The 15,882-nt window shown below is 69.4% G+C and carries 15 protein-coding genes; 12 read left to right on the top strand and 3 right to left on the bottom strand.

Annotation, left to right across the window (positions count from 1 at the left end):
* Positions 1-15 precede the first annotated feature (15 nt).
* Positions 16-438, bottom strand: a complete 423-nt coding sequence (locus E0497_RS01225) for a DUF5318 domain-containing protein (protein WP_137722948.1) — start codon at positions 436-438, stop codon at positions 16-18.
* Positions 439-582: 144 nt separating this feature from the next.
* Here E0497_RS01225 and E0497_RS01220 point away from each other — a divergent pair, with 144 nt between their 5' ends.
* The 12 genes from E0497_RS01220 (at position 583) to E0497_RS01165 (ending at position 11,930) form a co-directional block, all read left to right on the top strand.
* Positions 583-1,458, top strand: a complete 876-nt coding sequence (locus E0497_RS01220) for a DUF1707 SHOCT-like domain-containing protein (protein ID WP_241665647.1) — start codon at positions 583-585, stop codon at positions 1,456-1,458.
* A 2-nt stretch (positions 1,459-1,460) separates the two neighbouring features.
* Positions 1,461-2,057 (top strand): hypothetical protein, encoded by a 597-nt coding sequence (locus E0497_RS01215; protein ID WP_137722947.1) that lies wholly within the window; start codon positions 1,461-1,463, stop codon positions 2,055-2,057.
* Positions 2,058-2,125: 68 nt separating this feature from the next.
* A complete protein-coding gene (locus E0497_RS01210) occupies positions 2,126-2,944 on the top strand; it encodes a DUF1707 SHOCT-like domain-containing protein (protein ID WP_241665646.1) in 819 nt (272 codons plus the stop codon).
* Positions 2,941-3,510, top strand: a complete 570-nt coding sequence (locus E0497_RS01205; protein ID WP_137722945.1) for a hypothetical protein — start codon at positions 2,941-2,943, stop codon at positions 3,508-3,510. Before E0497_RS01210 ends, E0497_RS01205 begins: the two co-directional genes overlap by 4 nt.
* Positions 3,511-3,615: 105 nt before the next feature.
* Positions 3,616-4,182 carry a PadR family transcriptional regulator gene (locus tag E0497_RS01200; protein ID WP_137722944.1) on the top strand — a complete coding sequence of 189 codons (567 nt, stop codon included), beginning with the start codon at positions 3,616-3,618 and terminating at the stop codon, positions 4,180-4,182.
* Positions 4,175-5,269 (top strand): inositol-3-phosphate synthase, encoded by a 1,095-nt coding sequence (locus E0497_RS01195; protein WP_137722943.1) that lies wholly within the window; start codon positions 4,175-4,177, stop codon positions 5,267-5,269. Before E0497_RS01200 ends, E0497_RS01195 begins: the two co-directional genes overlap by 8 nt.
* Positions 5,270-5,497: 228 nt before the next feature.
* Positions 5,498-7,102: a ribosomal protection-like ABC-F family protein gene (gene abc-f / locus E0497_RS01190; RefSeq protein ID WP_137722942.1), complete on the top strand. Its 1,605-nt coding sequence runs from the start codon at positions 5,498-5,500 to the stop codon at positions 7,100-7,102.
* 255 nt (positions 7,103-7,357) lie between these two features.
* Positions 7,358-8,356 carry an ABC transporter substrate-binding protein gene (locus tag E0497_RS01185; RefSeq protein WP_137722941.1) on the top strand — a complete coding sequence of 333 codons (999 nt, stop codon included), beginning with the start codon at positions 7,358-7,360 and terminating at the stop codon, positions 8,354-8,356.
* A 4-nt stretch (positions 8,357-8,360) separates the two neighbouring features.
* Positions 8,361-9,449, top strand: coding sequence for a FecCD family ABC transporter permease (locus E0497_RS01180; RefSeq protein WP_137722940.1), 1,089 nt, complete (start codon positions 8,361-8,363; stop codon positions 9,447-9,449).
* The gene (locus tag E0497_RS01175) at positions 9,446-10,225 is read left to right on the top strand and encodes an ABC transporter ATP-binding protein (RefSeq protein ID WP_137722939.1); all 780 of its coding nucleotides are present in this window, start codon (positions 9,446-9,448) and stop codon (positions 10,223-10,225) included. The genes E0497_RS01180 and E0497_RS01175 overlap by 4 nt, the downstream gene beginning before the upstream one ends.
* Positions 10,218-10,859, top strand: a complete 642-nt coding sequence (locus E0497_RS01170; RefSeq protein ID WP_137722938.1) for a (2Fe-2S)-binding protein — start codon at positions 10,218-10,220, stop codon at positions 10,857-10,859. The genes E0497_RS01175 and E0497_RS01170 overlap by 8 nt, the downstream gene beginning before the upstream one ends.
* A gap of 126 nt (positions 10,860-10,985) precedes the next feature.
* Entirely contained in the window at positions 10,986-11,930 is a 945-nt protein-coding gene (locus tag E0497_RS01165) for a DUF1214 domain-containing protein (RefSeq protein WP_137722937.1), read from the top strand.
* Positions 11,931-11,936: 6 nt separating this feature from the next.
* On the opposite strand, the gene E0497_RS01160 is transcribed toward E0497_RS01165, so the two are convergent.
* Positions 11,937-13,592 carry a hypothetical protein gene (locus E0497_RS01160; RefSeq protein WP_421958294.1) on the bottom strand — a complete coding sequence of 552 codons (1,656 nt, stop codon included), beginning with the start codon at positions 13,590-13,592 and terminating at the stop codon, positions 11,937-11,939.
* Positions 13,593-13,640: 48 nt separating this feature from the next.
* Positions 13,641-15,854, bottom strand: a complete 2,214-nt coding sequence (locus E0497_RS01155) for a transglycosylase domain-containing protein (protein ID WP_153269344.1) — start codon at positions 15,852-15,854, stop codon at positions 13,641-13,643.
* Positions 15,855-15,882 lie beyond the last annotated feature (28 nt).

Below are 15,882 nucleotides of genomic sequence, written 5' to 3'. Positions count from 1 at the left end.
GCAGCTGTCGGCGTCCTACTCGCTGGCGGTGCGGCGGGAGCGACTCGCGGCGGTTCGCCTCCGCTGTTTCGGTACCGGCACCGCACCGAGAACGTAGGACTGGACCAGGTGGTTCCAGCTGCATGTGCGGCACACCTCGACCACGTGCACCGAGAATTCCTCCTCGGTCGCGGCCAACCGGACGATCTCCTCGGGGGTCCGTGCCGAACCCGTCACCGGGCCCAGCTTGTCGCCGAACACCCAGGACACCAGGGTCAGTTCTTCCTTGCGGCAGACGGGGCACATCACCTCGCTGCCGCGGCCGTGGAACTTGGCCGCACGCAGCAGGTACGGGCTCGCATCGCAGACCTCGCTGACGCCGGTCCGCCCCGAGTACACCTCGGCGAGCAGTGACCGTCGCTGCAGCGCGTAGTCCACGACCTGCCGCTGTATCCGCACGCGACCAGAGTACGTGCGTCCCGGACGGACAGGACCCGTCGGACCGTCGCACGTGGGGACCGACACACGCTCTTGACAGGCGGTGTCCGATGGCTCCCAGACGTGGTCGAGCGGCATTTCGGACAATTTCCTAGGATCCCAGGAGTGTCCCGGCAAGCGTCACCGCGAACCCGTGCGCGCGACCTCGATCGGGTCCGCACGTGCGGGATGCTCGACGTCGGCTACAGCGACGGCCAACTCGACGCGAGCGAGTACCGGTCCCGCACCGACGTGGCGATGACGGCGAAGACGCTCGCCGACCTCGATGCCCTCACCGAGGATCTGCAGATCCCCGACCGCCTGCTGGGCGACGTCCCACCGCCGCCGCGGCGGCCGATCCCGGCCCGGTTCGCCGCGGCCGTGGTGGCCGCGGTGACCGCGGTGACCGTCGTGGTGGCTGTCGTGACCCTGGTGGTCGTGGGGACCCGCGACGACGGCGATCCGACGCCGCCCGCCGAGACGGTCGCCGCCCCGGCACCGGTGCAGCCCGCGCGGCCCGAGGGGGAGCCGGCGCCGATCGTGATCGAGCCGATCGACACGGCGACCGCCGACGGGTTCGCGGAGTTCCGGCGGCAGTTCCACGACAAGTTCGGCGACGGGATCGTCGACGATCTGTATCTCGCGCAGAGTCACGGCACGTTCACCCGCATGCTTCCCGAGCAGCCGCATCGTGCCCAGCGCTGGGACTACTACCGCGGGTTCGAACCGAGCGGGCCACCGACCTCTCGTACCTCCGATTCGACGGTCGATCTCGCGGAGATCGAGATCGACCGGTTCCGTGACCTGATCGCGGAGGCTCCGATGCGGGTGGGGCTGCCGGCGGGCCGGATCGACTACATCATCGTCCGTCCCGATCCGATCACCGCCGACCCCGAGATCGGCATCTACGTCAAGGATCCCTCCACCCGCACCGGCTACCTCTTTGCGACGTTCGACGGTCGGGTCACCTTCGTCTCCACTCCGTCGGCCGGAGGGAACTGACGATGTCCGGCACTCGTCGTGTGATCGCGGCACTCGCCGCGGCAGCGGCCCTCGCGATCGGTGGCATCGCCGCCGTCGCCGGACTGTCGAACTCGAGCGATTCGCCCGTATCGGCCAGGTCCGAGGCGGACGCGGCGGAGCTGACCACCGCGGCGGGACTCGACCGGTTGCTCGACGAGATTCGACAGAAGTTCGGGGACTCCGAGGTCGACGAGCTGGATGTGCATCCCGGGTACGCGCGGCTGGAACGCCGGGTGCCGGGGAAACCCGCACTGGCGCAGGCATACACCTATGAAGTCGATGGGGGTGCCGCCCAGTTCACCGAGTCCGGTGTCCCCTCGCCGCGCCGCCCCGGCGGTGATCCAGCAGTCGATCTGGCACCGCTGCGCCCGAACGTGCCCACCCTGATCGGCCTGTTCTACGGCGCCGAGCGCACACTCGCCGTCGACGGCCCCACGGCCGCGCACATCTCCGTCAAGCAGAACGAGCACGGTCCCGGGGCCGGGATCTATCTGAGCAACCCGGACCAGGGCACGCGCGGCTACCTGACCATGGGCTTCGACGGCGAAGTCCTGGAAGTCCGGCGCGCCGACCGCTGACCGGCACACCCCGACATTCCGGTCGGTTCTCTAGGATCGGCCGGGTGCCCCAGCGAGCCTCGTCCGGAATGCGTGCGCGTGACCGCGATCGGGTCCGCGCGTGCACGCTGCTCGACGCCGGGTACGGAGACGGCCAACTCGACGAGGCCGAGCACCGGGCGCGGACCGAGAAGGCCATGGAGGCGAGCACGCTCCGGCAGCTCGCGGCCCTCGTCGCGGATCTCCAGGTCCCCGAACACCTCACCGCGGCCGAGCCGGCACCAGAGTCCGCGGCGCCGGTGGATCGTCGGATCCCTGTCCGTGCGGTGGCCGCGGTCGCCGTCGCGGTGGTGGCGGTCCTCGCGACGGCGCAGTACACGAACCGTGGCGGTGCGGCGTCCGACCCGGTGTCCGTCGCCGAACCGGCACCGGCCGGCGAGCCGGAGCCGATCGTGATCGAGCCGCTCGACCCCGTCTCGCCCGCGGGGGTCCGCGACTTCCTGCACCGGTACGAGGAGAAATTCGAGGATCTGCGGGTGGACGACGTGATCTTCTTCCCGGACTACACGATGGCGACCCGGATGCTCGCGGACCAGCCGCACCGCGAGCAGGAATGGGTCTTCCGCGGCGGCTTCTCGGCGGCGGGGCAGCCGGACAGCCGCGACATGGGCACGGTCGACGTCGACCTCGCGGACCTCGACGTCGACCGGCTCGCCGACGTGCTCGCGACCGGGCCGGGCCGGGTCGGTCTGCTGTCGGCGACGGTGGAGCACATCCACGTGCGTCCGACGTTGGCCGGCGACGTGCTGGTCTCGGTGCTGTTCGAGGACCGGGAGGAACGAACGGGCATGATCGACACCCGCATGGACGGCACCGTCGTCGACGTCTTCCCCGTGGAGGACCGGTGAACGCGCAGGCCACTCGCTGGATCGTCACGCTCGCGGCCGTCGTCGTCCTGGTGTGCGCCGGCGTCGCGGTCACGTCGGAGCCGCGGCCCGCCGGTCCGGCCGCCGCCGCGACGGGCACCGACCTGACCACCGCGGCGGGGCTGGGACGGATGCTCGACGACGTCGCCCGGCAGTGGGGGGACCTGCGGGTCGACCAGCTGACGGTCTCCCCGGGGTACGCGTCGATCTCGCGACCGGTGCCGGGGTCGCCCGGTCTCGGACAGTCGTACACGTACGAGGACGGCCGCCTCACCGACCACGGCACGTCTCCGGGCCGCACCGAGGGGGTGCCCGTCGACCTGGCCGAGTTGCGGCCGAACGTGCCCAGGCTGATCGGGTTGCTCCGCGGCGCCGATCGCACGCTGCGGGTGAGCGACCCGACGAGCGTCCGGTTGATCGCGGACCGGGACGACGACAACGGTCCCGTGGTGAGCGTCGACGTGCGGAACGAGAACTCCGGTGCGCGGGGTTTTCTGACCGTCGGATTCGACGGCACCGTCCACCAGGTCTACCGGGCCGACCAGTAGGTCCGCGGTGGAGATGCGACTCGTCAGTGTGTCCGTATATATCGGTGCGATATAGTTGGGCATCGCATCGATCGGTTATGTTCCGGACACTCAGGGGGTGTAGTCATGCTCGAACTGGCGATTCTCGGGCTGCTCCTCGAGTCACCGATGCACGGGTACGAGCTGCGTAAGCGGCTGACCGGTCTGCTCGGCGCGTTTCGCGCCTTCTCCTACGGTTCGCTCTATCCGACGCTGCGTCGGATGCAGGCGGACGGCCTGATCGTCGAAGGTGGCAGCGAGGACGGCGCCGTCAAGCGTCGTGCCCGCCGCGTGTACGAGCTGACCCCGGCCGGAAAGAAGCGTTTCTCCGAGCTGGTGGCGGACACCGGGCCCCAGAACTACACCGACGACGGGTTCGGCGTGCACCTCGCCTTCTTCAGCCGCACCCCCGCAGAAGCGCGGATGCGAATCCTGGAAGGCAGGCGACGTCAGGTCGAGGAGCGCCGGGAAGGTCTCCGCGACGCCATCGGGCGGGCAACGGGGTCTCTCGACCGCTACACCCGTCAGCTCCACCAGCTCGGACTCGAGTCCAGCGAACGCGAGGTGCGGTGGCTGAACGAGCTGATCGCCGCAGAACAAACATCAACAGCAGCAGCAGCCAAGAAGAAAGAAGGAGAACCCGACCATGGGTGACAACAGCACCGCGGTGCGCGTAGCCATTGTGGGCGTGGGCAACTGTGCCTCGTCACTGGTCCAGGGCGTGCAGTACTACCAGGACGCGGACGAGAACTCGACCGTCCCCGGTCTGATGCACGTCAAGTTCGGCCAGTACCACGTCCGCGACGTGCAGTTCGTCGCCGCCTTCGACGTCGATGCCAAGAAGGTCGGGTTCGACCTCTCCGAGGCGATCAACGCCAGCGAGAACAACACCATCAAGATCGCCGACGTCCCGCCGCTGGACGTCCCCGTCCAGCGTGGCCCGACGCTCGACGGCATCGGCAAGTACTACGCGCAGACCATCGAGGTCTCCGACGCCGAGCCCGTCGACATCGTCGCCGCGCTCAAGGCTGCCGAGGTCGACGTCCTCGTCTCCTACCTGCCGGTCGGCTCGGAAGAGGCCGACAAGTTCTACGCGCAGTGCTGCATCGACGCCGGTGTCGCGTTCGTCAACGCGCTGCCCGTGTTCATCGCCTCCGACCCGGAGTGGGCCGAGAAGTTCCGTGCCGCCGGTGTCCCGATCGTCGGCGACGACATCAAGAGCCAGGTCGGCGCCACCATCACCCACCGGGTGATGGCGAAGCTGTTCGAGGATCGCGGCGTCATCCTCGACCGCACCTACCAGCTCAACGTCGGCGGCAACATGGACTTCAAGAACATGCTCGAGCGTGAGCGTCTGGAGTCCAAGAAGGTGTCGAAGACGCAGGCCGTCACCTCCATCCTCGAGGGCCCGCTGTCCGGCAAGGTCCACGACCGCAACGTCCACATCGGCCCGTCCGACTACGTCGAGTGGCTCGACGACCGCAAGTGGGCGTACGTCCGCCTCGAAGGCCGCAACTTCGGTGACGCCCCGCTGAACCTGGAGTACAAGCTCGAGGTGTGGGACTCCCCGAACTCGGCCGGCATCATCATCGACGCCATCCGCGCCGCGAAGATCGCCAAGGACCGCGGCCTCGGTGGCCCGATCCTGCCGGCATCGGCGTACCTGATGAAGTCCCCGCCGGTCCAGATCCCCGACGACAAGGCTCGCGCCGAGCTCGAGGCCTTCATCATCGAGGCGTAAGCGCCTGCTTTCTCTGTGCGCGGTCGGTGAATTTCCCTGTTCACCGACCGCGCACAGCTGTATGGTCACTCTTTGTGGGAACTCTGAATCACTAGATCGGGACGCCGCGTCGAGCATGCTCCGCGGTGGGTCCTGTGCGCACCCTCTTCCACCGAATCCGGTCGAAGACGCCTGTGCGAGGACATCTTCCGCTCTCACCGGATCCGTCCGGGTTTCAGGAGTTCTCCCATGCCCGTTCCTCGACTGTCCCTGCACGCCGCCACGAAACGCTACGGTGACCATCTCGTTCTCGACGCCGTCGACCTGTCGATCCCGCCCGGCACGACCGTCGGTGTCGTCGGCGACAACGGCTCCGGAAAATCGACGCTGCTCGCACTGCTCGCCGGGCGCATCCGTCCTGACGACGGGGATGTGCGGGCCATCGCACCGGGCGGCATCGCGCACGTCGCTCAGGTGCTCGACGTGCCCGCCGACGCGACTGTCGCGGACGCGATCGATCACGTCCTCCGCGACATCCGTGCTCTGGAGGAACGTCTCCGGGAGACGGAGGTGCGGATGGCGGCCGCCGACGGGGCTGCCCTCGACGCCGTACTCGACGAATATGTCCGTCTGGGAATACTTTTCGATGCCCTGGAGGGCCACACGGTCGACGATCGGGTCGACGCCGGACTGCACGCGCTGGGGCTGCCGTACCTGGACCGGGCGCGGCCGGTGGCCACACTCTCCGGCGGGCAGCAGACGCGACTCGCCCTCGCAGCGAGCCTGGCGTCGAATGCCGAGGTGCTGCTGCTCGACGAGCCCACGAACGACCTCGACGACGATGCCGTCGCCTGGCTCGAGCACCGACTGCTCGCCCACCGCGGCACAGTGATCGCGGTGACCCACGACCGGGTGTTCCTCGGTCGACTGACGTCGGTGATCGTGGAGGTCGCCGAGTGCCGGGTCCGGCGCTACGGCGGCGGGTACACCGGATACCTGGCCGCGAAGGCAGCCGAACGGCGAAAGCGTCTGGCCGACTACGAACAATGGCGATCCGAACTCGACCGCAGTGCCCGACTGGTCGACGCCAACGCCACACGACTCGACGCGATCCCCCGCAAGCGGGAGAAAGCCGGCTTCGGACACGGCGCCTTCCGGGCCCGGGGCCGTGGCCACGGAACGATGGGGCGAATCTGCAACGCCAAGCAGAGAATTCGTCACCTGACTGCCGAACCTGTCACGCCGCCGCCCGATCCGCTGCGATTCACGCCGGTCCTGGACGCCGAGCCCCGCACTGCCGGACCCCTCGTCCGGCTCCGCGACGTGCAGGTGGGATCGCGTCTCACTCTCGGCGAACTCGACGTCGAACCGGGAGGCCGACTGCTCGTCACCGGCAGGAACGGCACCGGGAAGACGACTCTGTTGAATGTGATTGCGGGGGAAATCGTTCCGGACAGCGGTTCCGTCGTCGTCCCCGATCGAGTCGGGTACCTGCGACAGTCCGCCCCGCCCCGGCCCGGGTCGACGACCCTGCTGGGTGCATTCGCGGCCGCACGCGGCCTGCACCGTGACGATGCGGCCGAGCGACTGCTCGCGCTCGGCCTGTTCCGCTCCAGCGACCTTCCCCGACCGCTGTCCGAGTTGTCGTACGGGCAGCAGCGCCGACTCGACGTGGCTTTGCTGGTCACGAGCGGCGCGGACCTGCTGCTACTGGACGAGCCGACGAATCATCTGTCACCGGCACTCGTCGAGGAACTCGAGGCCGCCCTCGACACGTTCACGGGTGCCGTGGTGCTGGTGACACACGATCGGCGGATGCGCCGGCGGTTCCACGGAGCCCACCTGGCTTTGTGACACGGTCGGGGCCTGTGCATAATGACCGCAGAATTGCTGACGCCCAGTCAGGGGAAGTCCGGTGAGAGTCCGGCGCTGACCCGCAACGGTGTGCCACCTCGGTGGTGAGCCCGATTACCTGGCCGGACGTTCGCGACTCCACCTATCGCCGTGGTCTGCGATGCGGGGTCCGGCGAGACGGTGTGCCGCGCGTCGCGGGCCTGCCGTCGACGGTCTGCGTGTCGCACCACCTGAAGCAGAACGTCGAGGTCCGTCTTGTTTCGTCGCTCCCGTCCCGTTGTCGTACTGACGCTCGCAGTCGGCACCGTTGTCGCGCTCACGTCGTGTTCCCGCGGCAGTGCCGTCGAGAACACTGCCGCTGCTGCATCTTTCGACCAGCCGGTGACGATCACCAACTGTGACCGCACCGCCACCTACGACGCGCCGCCGCAGCGGATCGTCACGATGAACGACCACGTCACCGAGACCCTGATCCAGATGGGGGTCGGGGACCGGATCGTCGGCATGGGGTACGCCACCCAGAACGACGTGCTACCCGAGGTGGCCGAGCAGTTCGCGGCGATCCCGGCCCTGGCCGAGCAGTATCCGACGGCCGAACAGATCCGCGACCTGGAACCCGATCTGGTGGTGGGCGGCATGCGCAGTGCGTTCGACGACAAGTCGGGGCTGAGTCGGGACACCCTCGAGCAGGCCGGAATCCACACATTCCTGTTCTCCGAGTACTGCGGGGCCGGCTTCCCCGAGATCTCGTTGCTGGAGAACGACTTCGCGCAGCTCGGGGAGATCCTCGGCGTCCAGGAGCAGGCCGCGGCCCTCACCGGGCGGGTGACCGACGGCCTCGACGCCGTCCGCGCGCGTCTCGATGCCGCCGGGGTGACACCGGTATCCACGTTCTTCTACGACAGTGGTGTAGCCGAACCGCTGTCCGTCGGCGGCGTCGGCGGCGGCCATCTCGTCGGCGAGTACGCGGGCGCCGCGAACATCACCGCGGAGGGCCCCAAGCCGTACTTCAAGACGAGCTGGGAGCTGGTGGGGGAGCGGGCCCCCGAGGCGATCGTCGTCCTCGACTACGGCACCGACGGCGCCGACAAGGTTGCGTTCCTGAAGAGCCAGCCGATCATGGCCACCACGCCGGCAATCCGAAACGACCGCATCGTCGTCGTGCCGCTCGCGGACTTCTTCGAGAGCTCGCGCATGGTGACCTCCGCCGAGACGATCGCCCGCGGACTGCATCCGCAGGCCTTCGCGGGCTGACGCCGTGACCGCCGTCGCCGAGAAAGTCGAGTCCACACCGCTGCCGGTCGCCCACCTTGCCCGTCGACGACCGTTGTGGCAGTTACTGATTCCTCTACTGGCGGCCGTCGCGACGGCCGTCGCGGTCGCCGTGTCGCTCGGCACCGTGTCGATCCCGGTGGGGGACGTGTGGGCGATCGTCGCGCACCGTCTGGCCCCGGAGTCGTTCGCGCCGTGGTGGACTGCGGCGCGGGAGGCGATCGTCGTCGAGTCGCGGCTGCCGCGGGCGCTGACCGCCGCGGCGGTGGGCGCGTCGCTGGCCGTCGCGGGTGCCGTCGCGCAGGCGGTGACCCGCAATCCGCTCGCCGACCCGTACCTGCTGGGCGTCTCGTCCGGGGCCGGATTCGGGGTGGCCGCGGTGACCGTCCTCGGGATCGGCGCCGGCACGTGGGGCGTGTTCACCCTGCCGCTGGCCGCGTTCCTCGGGGCGCTGCTGCCACTGGCCGGGATCGTGCTGGTCGCGAGCCGCGCCCACGACGCCACCGCCGTCGTCCTCGTCGGAGCGGCGATGACGATGGTGTTCTCCGCGGCCGTCACGTTCGTGCTGCTGGTGCTCGGCGACGACCACCAGCTGGGGACCGTGATGCGCTGGCTGGCAGGCGGATTCGGGGACGCCACCTGGACGACGCTGATCGCCCCGGTGACGCTGCTCGTCGTCGCCGGTATCGGGGTGCTCCTGTGCAGTCGGCGGCTCGATCTGCTGCTGACCGGCGACGACGGCGCCACCGCGCTGGGCATGAACGTGCCCCGGTTCCGGATCCTGATGCTGCTCGCGGTGTCGGTGCTCACCGCCGGTGCGGTCGCGGTGTCCGGCACCATCGGATTCGTCGGGCTGCTCGTCCCGCACCTGGCCGGGTTCCTGGCCGGGCGGACATCGGCGCGTCTGCTGCCGACCGCCGCGGTGCTCGGGGCACTCGTCCTCGTCCTCGCCGACATCGTCGCCCGCTCCGTGTCCAGCACCACCGAGTTGCCGGTCGGGGTGGTCACCGGCATCGTCGGCGGTCCGGTGTTCATCGCGATGCTGTGGCACCGCTACGGAAAGGCGAACCGATGAGCAGGCTGACCGCGACCGCGGTGGAGGCCCGGCTGGGCAGCCGGACGGTACTCGGCGGGGTCGATCTCGAGGTGCGGCCCGGGGCGGTGACCGCGCTGGTCGGCCCCAACGGCAGCGGCAAGACGACACTGCTGCGCACCTGTTACCGGGCGCTGCCGGTCCGCGGCGGGGTGATCGCGCTCGACGGCGACGACGTCACGGGTCTGCGCCGCCGGCAGCTGGCCCGGACGGTCGGGGTGAGCACGCAGGAACCGGTGTCGCTCGGCGGGGTGACGGTGCGCGAGTCGGTCCGGTTGGGCCGCACCGCGACCCGCGGCTGGCTCGAACCGCTCGGCGCCGACGACACGGCCGTCGTGGACCGGGTGCTGGCGCAGGTGGGACTCACTGCGCTCGCAGACCGGGACGTGCTCGCCCTGTCCGGCGGTGAGCGGCAACGGGTCTCGATCGCCCGTGCGCTCGCGCAGCAGCCGGAGGTGCTGCTCCTCGACGAGCCCACCAACCACCTGGATCTGCACCAGCAACTGTCGGTGCTCACACTGCTGCGTCGGCTCGCCGCCGACGGGATGGCGGTGCTGGTGACATTGCACGATCTGCGGCTGGCCACCGAGTACTGCGACGAGATCGCGGTGCTGCACGGGGGCCGGGTGGCGGCGGCCGGGCCGCCGGAGGACGTGCTGACCCCGGATCTGCTCGCCCGGGTGTTCGGGGTGCACGGCGCGGTGCGTACCGTCCGAGGCACCCGTACCCTCGACATCTTCGGACTCGCTGATGACTGATTTGCTACCCGGACGGCTGCTCACCGACGAGGCGTGGCTCGCCGACCGCGTCGCCGACACCGGACGCCGCTGGGACTTCCCGGACGACCGCATCAACGGCACCCTGTGGTGGTATTCGGCGAGTTCGACGATCGTCGCAGCATCGGTGAAGACCCTGCTCGCCACCGGGCACGCCCCCGACCCGACCCCGGAACACAACCGGATCACGTTGCGGGACAACGGCTACCTCGAGGCGTTGCACTCCGATCGACTCCTCGCGTCGGCCGAGGAGTACGCGCCGGCGCTGCGGGCGGCGTACGCGGCGGTCATCGCGCCGCTCGCGGCGGTCTCCGGTGCCGCACCACGCGCACTGTGGGCGATCGCGTCGGATTCGGTCGCCGGGCGTGCCCTCGACGCGGGCCGCGAGACGGACCGGGTCGACGACGCGTGCGCGGCGGCGGCGGCGCTGGCGTCGTCGCCGCTGCTGCCGCCGCGCTACGTCGACCTCACCGGCCCCGCAGGGGGGCGCCGGTTCGTCCGACGCAGTTCGTGCTGCCTGATCTACGAGGTGCCCGGCGGCGGCAAGTGTTCGAGCTGCCCGCGCCGCACCCCCGCCGATCGGGCGGAGGTGCTGGCGCGGTACGTGGCGGGCTGACGGGCGCCGGGCGTCACGGTATGCGCTCGAACGAGAACGCTTCTCACCATGTCGGTGCAGAAAACCGCAATTTCGCGCTCGACTGTTGAATACTCGGACGAAGGCACCCGGAAAGGACCGATCCTCATGGCTGTTCTCGTCAATGTCGACAATTTCGTGCGGGCCGAGACGGACCGCATGTTCACCGACCTGCAACGCGACGCCGGCGGCGTCAACAGGTTGCTACACAACCGAGAGCCGGCGTCGGTCGACCGGCAGACTGTGATCCGCCTCAACCGGGACACTCTGTACAGCTTCGCGGTCGTGGACGTCTCGGCCGGAGCGGTACTCATCCTGCCGGAACACGGCGATCGGTACCTCTCCGCGATGATCGTCGACCGGGACCACTACGTCACAGAGATCCACCACGACGCCGGCACGTACCGGTTGACCGCCGACACGACCGGATCCCCGTACGTATTGGTCGCTGTTCGGATACTGGTCGATCCAGCAGACCCCAACGATGTGCGGGCCGTCGCCGACATCCAGGACGGTGTCATGATCGACTCCGCTTCCACCGTGCCCTTCTCCCCACCCGGGTACGACACGGCAAGTCTCGACAAGACCAGGTCCGCGCTGCTCGAACTCGCCAACGGGCTCACCGGGTTCGACGAGACGTTCGGCCGCCCGGACCAGGTCGATCCGGTCCGGCATCTGATCGGCACCGCCGCCGGCTGGGGTGGGCTACCCAGCGACGAAGCCGCCTACATCGGAGTCGCACCGAACGTGCCGTCCGGCTGCTACGAGCTGACACTGCGGGATGTTCCGGTGGACGGATTCTGGTCGGTGTCCGTCTACAACGCGGCCGGTTACTTCGAGCCCAATACCCGAAACCTCTACAGCGTCAACAGCATCACCGGCGTACCGAACAACGACGGCTCGGTGACGGTACGGTTCGGCGACTTTCCGAACGGCACGCCCAACGCGATTCCGACCACCGACGGATGGAACTTCCTCGTCCGCCTGTACCGGCCGCGGGCCGCGATCTCGGACGGCACATGGCAGCTGCCGGAGTTGCGTCCCGCACGCTGACCTCCGTCAGCGCACCACCAGGTCGTGGTCGGTGGCGCTGAGGGTGATCGGTGCGATCTGCTTGCCGCGCATCCAGTCCCGCACGAACGCGTCGAGTACCGGATCGTTACCGCGGGCGGCGAACTGCTCCTGCGGGATCTCGATCGCGCCGACGAGGTGCCGCGGGGTGCCGTCGAGTCCGGCGCCGCGCGGCGCGAACCGCAGTCCGTCGGCGGTGTGCACGATCACCTCGATGGCGGTGCCGTTCGGGGCGGTCACGGTGGCGGTGCGGGTCGTCGCGATCGGGTCGAAATGTTCGAGCGTCAACCGGTATCCGGACGGCCCGGCGTGCAGGCCGACCTGGTCGAGCAGGCGCGGGTCGAGGATCGAGTACGGCAGCACACTGTCGACGAGGACCTGTGCGTCCACCGCGGCGTCCCGTGACGGCAGCGTCGTCGACAGCGTCCACGGCGCGGCCGGGGCGAGGGTGTCGGCGGACCGGTCCCGCGACGAATTCTCCAGTGGGGTGCCGGGCAGGTCGGCACCGGTCGCGGTGAACGCCCAGTCGCTCGCGGTCAGGTGTTTGTGCCAGAACCCGGTGGTGCCGCCGCTACGTCCGGCGACCCGCAGTTCACGGGCGTCCGGGCCGACGCCGGTGGAGTGCACGCTGATCGCCGACGTGATGTCGCCGGGAATCTTGGGCTGATGCACCCAGTCCTGCGCGGGCAACTGGATGGCCGCGTACCCCTTGAACCACGACTCGAACGCCGAGTTCGGCGCCGTCGGCTTCCCGGTCTGGGCGTCCCAGCTGTAGCGGAAGAAGATCGAGTCCGAACCGGAGCCGTCGACGTCGAAGTTGCGGGTGTACATATCGCCGTACTCGTTGGTCACGAACGTCGTCGACGCGGACGACGACAGCGCCACCGAACGGAACCGGCCGCCGAGCGGGCCACCGATCTCGTAGCTGTCGTCGTTCGGCAGCCACGGGTCGGCGTACGTGATGCGGCTGCCGTCCCCGGTCAGCGACGGCACCATCGTCATCTTCGCCAGCCCGAAGTAGTGCAGGCGTCCGGCGACGTCCGCGTACGTCTGGTTGTCCCACGGAGACGCGACGGACAGCGACCACTGTCCGGGTGCGCCGCCGAGGAGCCGCTTGCCGCCGCCGGTCCAGATGGGGGCACCGAACGCCGACGTCCAGTTCCAGGTCAGCGGCGTCTGCGACGCGTTGTCCATCGTGTAGATCCAGCCGTCGGTGTCGAGCGCGACCAGTTCGTCGTCGTCGGCGGAGATGCCGACGAGACGGTTCCGCAGGCAGTCCGGCAGCGGCGCGTACCGCCACGGCTCGGTGTTGGTGCCGGTCCACGACCGGGGCCGGGTGAGCAGCGCCCAGTCGACGAGCGCGAAGTCCCAGAACTTCGTGAACTGCGTTGTCTGCGTGCGCAGCTCAACGGATGTCGGGGCGTGGTCACCGAGGAACAACGGCAGGTTCGCCAGGCCGTCCCGGGCTCCCATCGACGGCAGTCCCGGCGGCAGCTGCGCGGTGCCGAACGGTACGCACGACGCCGGTCCCGGCTCCGCCGCCGACGCGGGTGCGACCGTCAGCACCCCCGCCAGCACCCCGGCGCACGCGACCGCGATGCCGAGTCGGGACAGGGGACGCTGACGGAAACCACGATCACTCACGCCGGTAACTATCCCAGAAATTCAGACAATCGTTACCAACGCGGAGGGTCAGCCGGGGAGCGGGATCCGGATGCCCGGCAGGATCTCGAGGAACCGCGGGGCCGGCGGCGGCGCCGGTTGCGCGGGCGGGGGAGCGTCGGGTGCCGCCGGGGCGGGCGTGGTCGCGCCCGTCGGCGGCGTGCCGGTGGAGACCCCGGTGAACGCGGAGACACCGGCCTGGCCGCCGATCGGATCCGGCCACGGGAACTTCTCGACGTCGGTGCCCTGCAGGGCGCCGTCCATCGTCTTCTTCCAGATGTCCGACGGCAGACCCGAGCCGTACACCAGTCCGCCCCAACTGTTCTCGACTGCCTGCGAGTCCGCGGTACCCACCCACACCGCGGTCGACAGGGACGGCGTGTATCCGACCATCCACGCGTCCTTGTTCTTTCCGGTGTCGCCGAGCTGCGCGGTACCGGTCTTCGACGCCGACGGACGACCACCGGCGAGGTTGTGGCCGGCCGAGTACGCCGCGATCGGCAGCATCGCCTGGGTGGCGTTCTCGGCGACGGCGGCGTCGAGGCGACGCTCCCCCTCGGCTGCGGGCCGGTCCAGCAGCACCTCACCGTCGGCGGTCACGACCTTCTGCACGAAGTACGGCTCGTGGTAGACACCGGACGCGGCGAGCGTCGCGTACGCGGACGCCATGTCGATCGGGCGGGACAGGTACTGGCCCAACACGATCCCGTTCTCCGGTGCGTCCCCCGCCTGCGTGAGCGTGGGGTACTCCCAGCCGGGGACGGTCTCCGGGATACCGGCCTGGTGGGCGGCGTCGGCGACCTTCTGCGCCCCGTCCTCCATCGACAACGTCAACCGGTAGAAACTGGTGTTGAGCGACCGTTTGAGTGCCTCGGCGATGGTGCACTTACCGCACGATTCGCCGCCGACGTTGCCGATCGTCACCCCGTAGATGCTCAGCGGGGAGCTGTCGTACGTCTGGGACAGCGGAATGTCCTGCTGCAGTGCGGCCACCAACCCGAAAATCTTGAACGACGAGCCGGTCTGCAGGCCGGCCTGCGCGAAGTCGAAGCCCTTGCCGTCGTCGCCGCCGTAGTAGGCGCGCACCGCACCGGTGTGCGGATCGACCGACACCACGGCCGTCCGCAGATTCTCCGGCTCGCCGTCGAACGTGGACGCCACGGCGTCGACTGCCGCCGCCTGCGCGGTGGGGTCGATCGTCGTGGTGATCTTCAGGCCCTCGGTGTTCAGTTCCTGCTCGCTGACACCGGACGCCGCGAGCTCCCGCAACACCTGGGCGCGGATCAGCCCCTCCGGGCCGGGTGCGGCACCCGAGTCCACGACCGGCGCCTGGGGCAGCGCGGCCGGGAACACCACGGCCTGCCGTTCCTCCGGCGACAGCGTCGACATCGTCACCATGCCGTCGAGGACGTAGTTCCAGCGGGCCGTCAACGCGGCCGGCGCGGTAACCGGATCCAGCGCGGACGGCGACTGGATCACCGCCGCCAGCACCGCCGACTCTGCGACCGTCAGATCGGCGAGCGGCTTGCCGAAGTAGGCGTCGGACGCGGCCGCGATGCCGTACGCGCCGCGACCGAAGTAGATGGTGTTCAGGTAGGCGGCCAGGATCTCGTCCTTGGACCACTCGCGGGCCATCTTCGACGAGATGACCAGTTCCTTCAGTTTGCGGTCGATCGACCGCTCCGATCCGACGAGCGTGTTCTTCACGTACTGCTGCGTGATGGTGGAACCGCCGCCGGCGCTCTCCCGGCCGAGGACGTTGTCGCGGGCCGCCCGCGCGAAACCGGACACCGAGAAACCGGGGTTGGTGTAGAAGTCACGGTCCTCCGCGGAGAGCACCGCGTTACGCATCTGCAGCGGGATCTCGTCGATCGACACCTCGGTGCGGTTGCCTTCCGGCGGCACGACACGGGCGATCTCCGTCGTGCCGTCGGCCGCGAGGATCGTCGACACCTGCTTGGTGCTCATGTCGGCGGGACGCGGCACATCCGCGTCCCGGTAGGCGACGCCGAACGCCACCAGCGGTGCCGCGATCAGCAGCAGCACGACCACCAGCGACACGTACAGCGTGATCCGCAGGCCCCTCCGGCGGGGCTTGGTCTGCTTGGATGCGGGCTTCCGGCCGCCGGGCTTACCGGGCTTCGGCGACGTGCGGGACTTGCCCGGCGTGGAGGTGGTCTTCCTCGCCGTGGGCTTCCTGGCCGGGGCCTTCTTCCCGGCACCACCGGGCTTCGTTGAATTCACAATCGAACTTCCGTCTCGAACAGCACGT

The organism is Prescottella subtropica, assembly GCF_005434945.1.
Taxonomy (GTDB): Bacteria; Actinomycetota; Actinomycetes; order Mycobacteriales; family Mycobacteriaceae; genus Prescottella; species Prescottella subtropica.
Note: the sequence above shows the minus strand (reverse complement) of the source record. Positions and strands in the feature narration are given on the sequence as shown.

Excerpts from the sequence above, each read along its gene's own strand:
- E0497_RS01215 (WP_137722947.1), top strand. The coding sequence starts at position 1,461 with ATGTCCGGCACTCGTCGTGTGATCGCGGCACTCGCCGCGGCAGCGGCC.
- E0497_RS01210 (WP_241665646.1), top strand. The coding sequence starts at position 2,126 with ATGCGTGCGCGTGACCGCGATCGGGTCCGCGCGTGCACGCTGCTCGAC.
- E0497_RS01200 (WP_137722944.1), top strand. The coding sequence starts at position 3,616 with ATGCTCGAACTGGCGATTCTCGGGCTGCTCCTCGAGTCACCGATGCAC.
- E0497_RS01195 (WP_137722943.1), top strand. The coding sequence starts at position 4,175 with ATGGGTGACAACAGCACCGCGGTGCGCGTAGCCATTGTGGGCGTGGGC.
- abc-f (WP_137722942.1), top strand. The coding sequence starts at position 5,498 with ATGCCCGTTCCTCGACTGTCCCTGCACGCCGCCACGAAACGCTACGGT.
- E0497_RS01175 (WP_137722939.1), top strand. The coding sequence starts at position 9,446 with ATGAGCAGGCTGACCGCGACCGCGGTGGAGGCCCGGCTGGGCAGCCGG.
- E0497_RS01170 (WP_137722938.1), top strand. The coding sequence starts at position 10,218 with ATGACTGATTTGCTACCCGGACGGCTGCTCACCGACGAGGCGTGGCTC.
- E0497_RS01165 (WP_137722937.1), top strand. The coding sequence starts at position 10,986 with ATGGCTGTTCTCGTCAATGTCGACAATTTCGTGCGGGCCGAGACGGAC.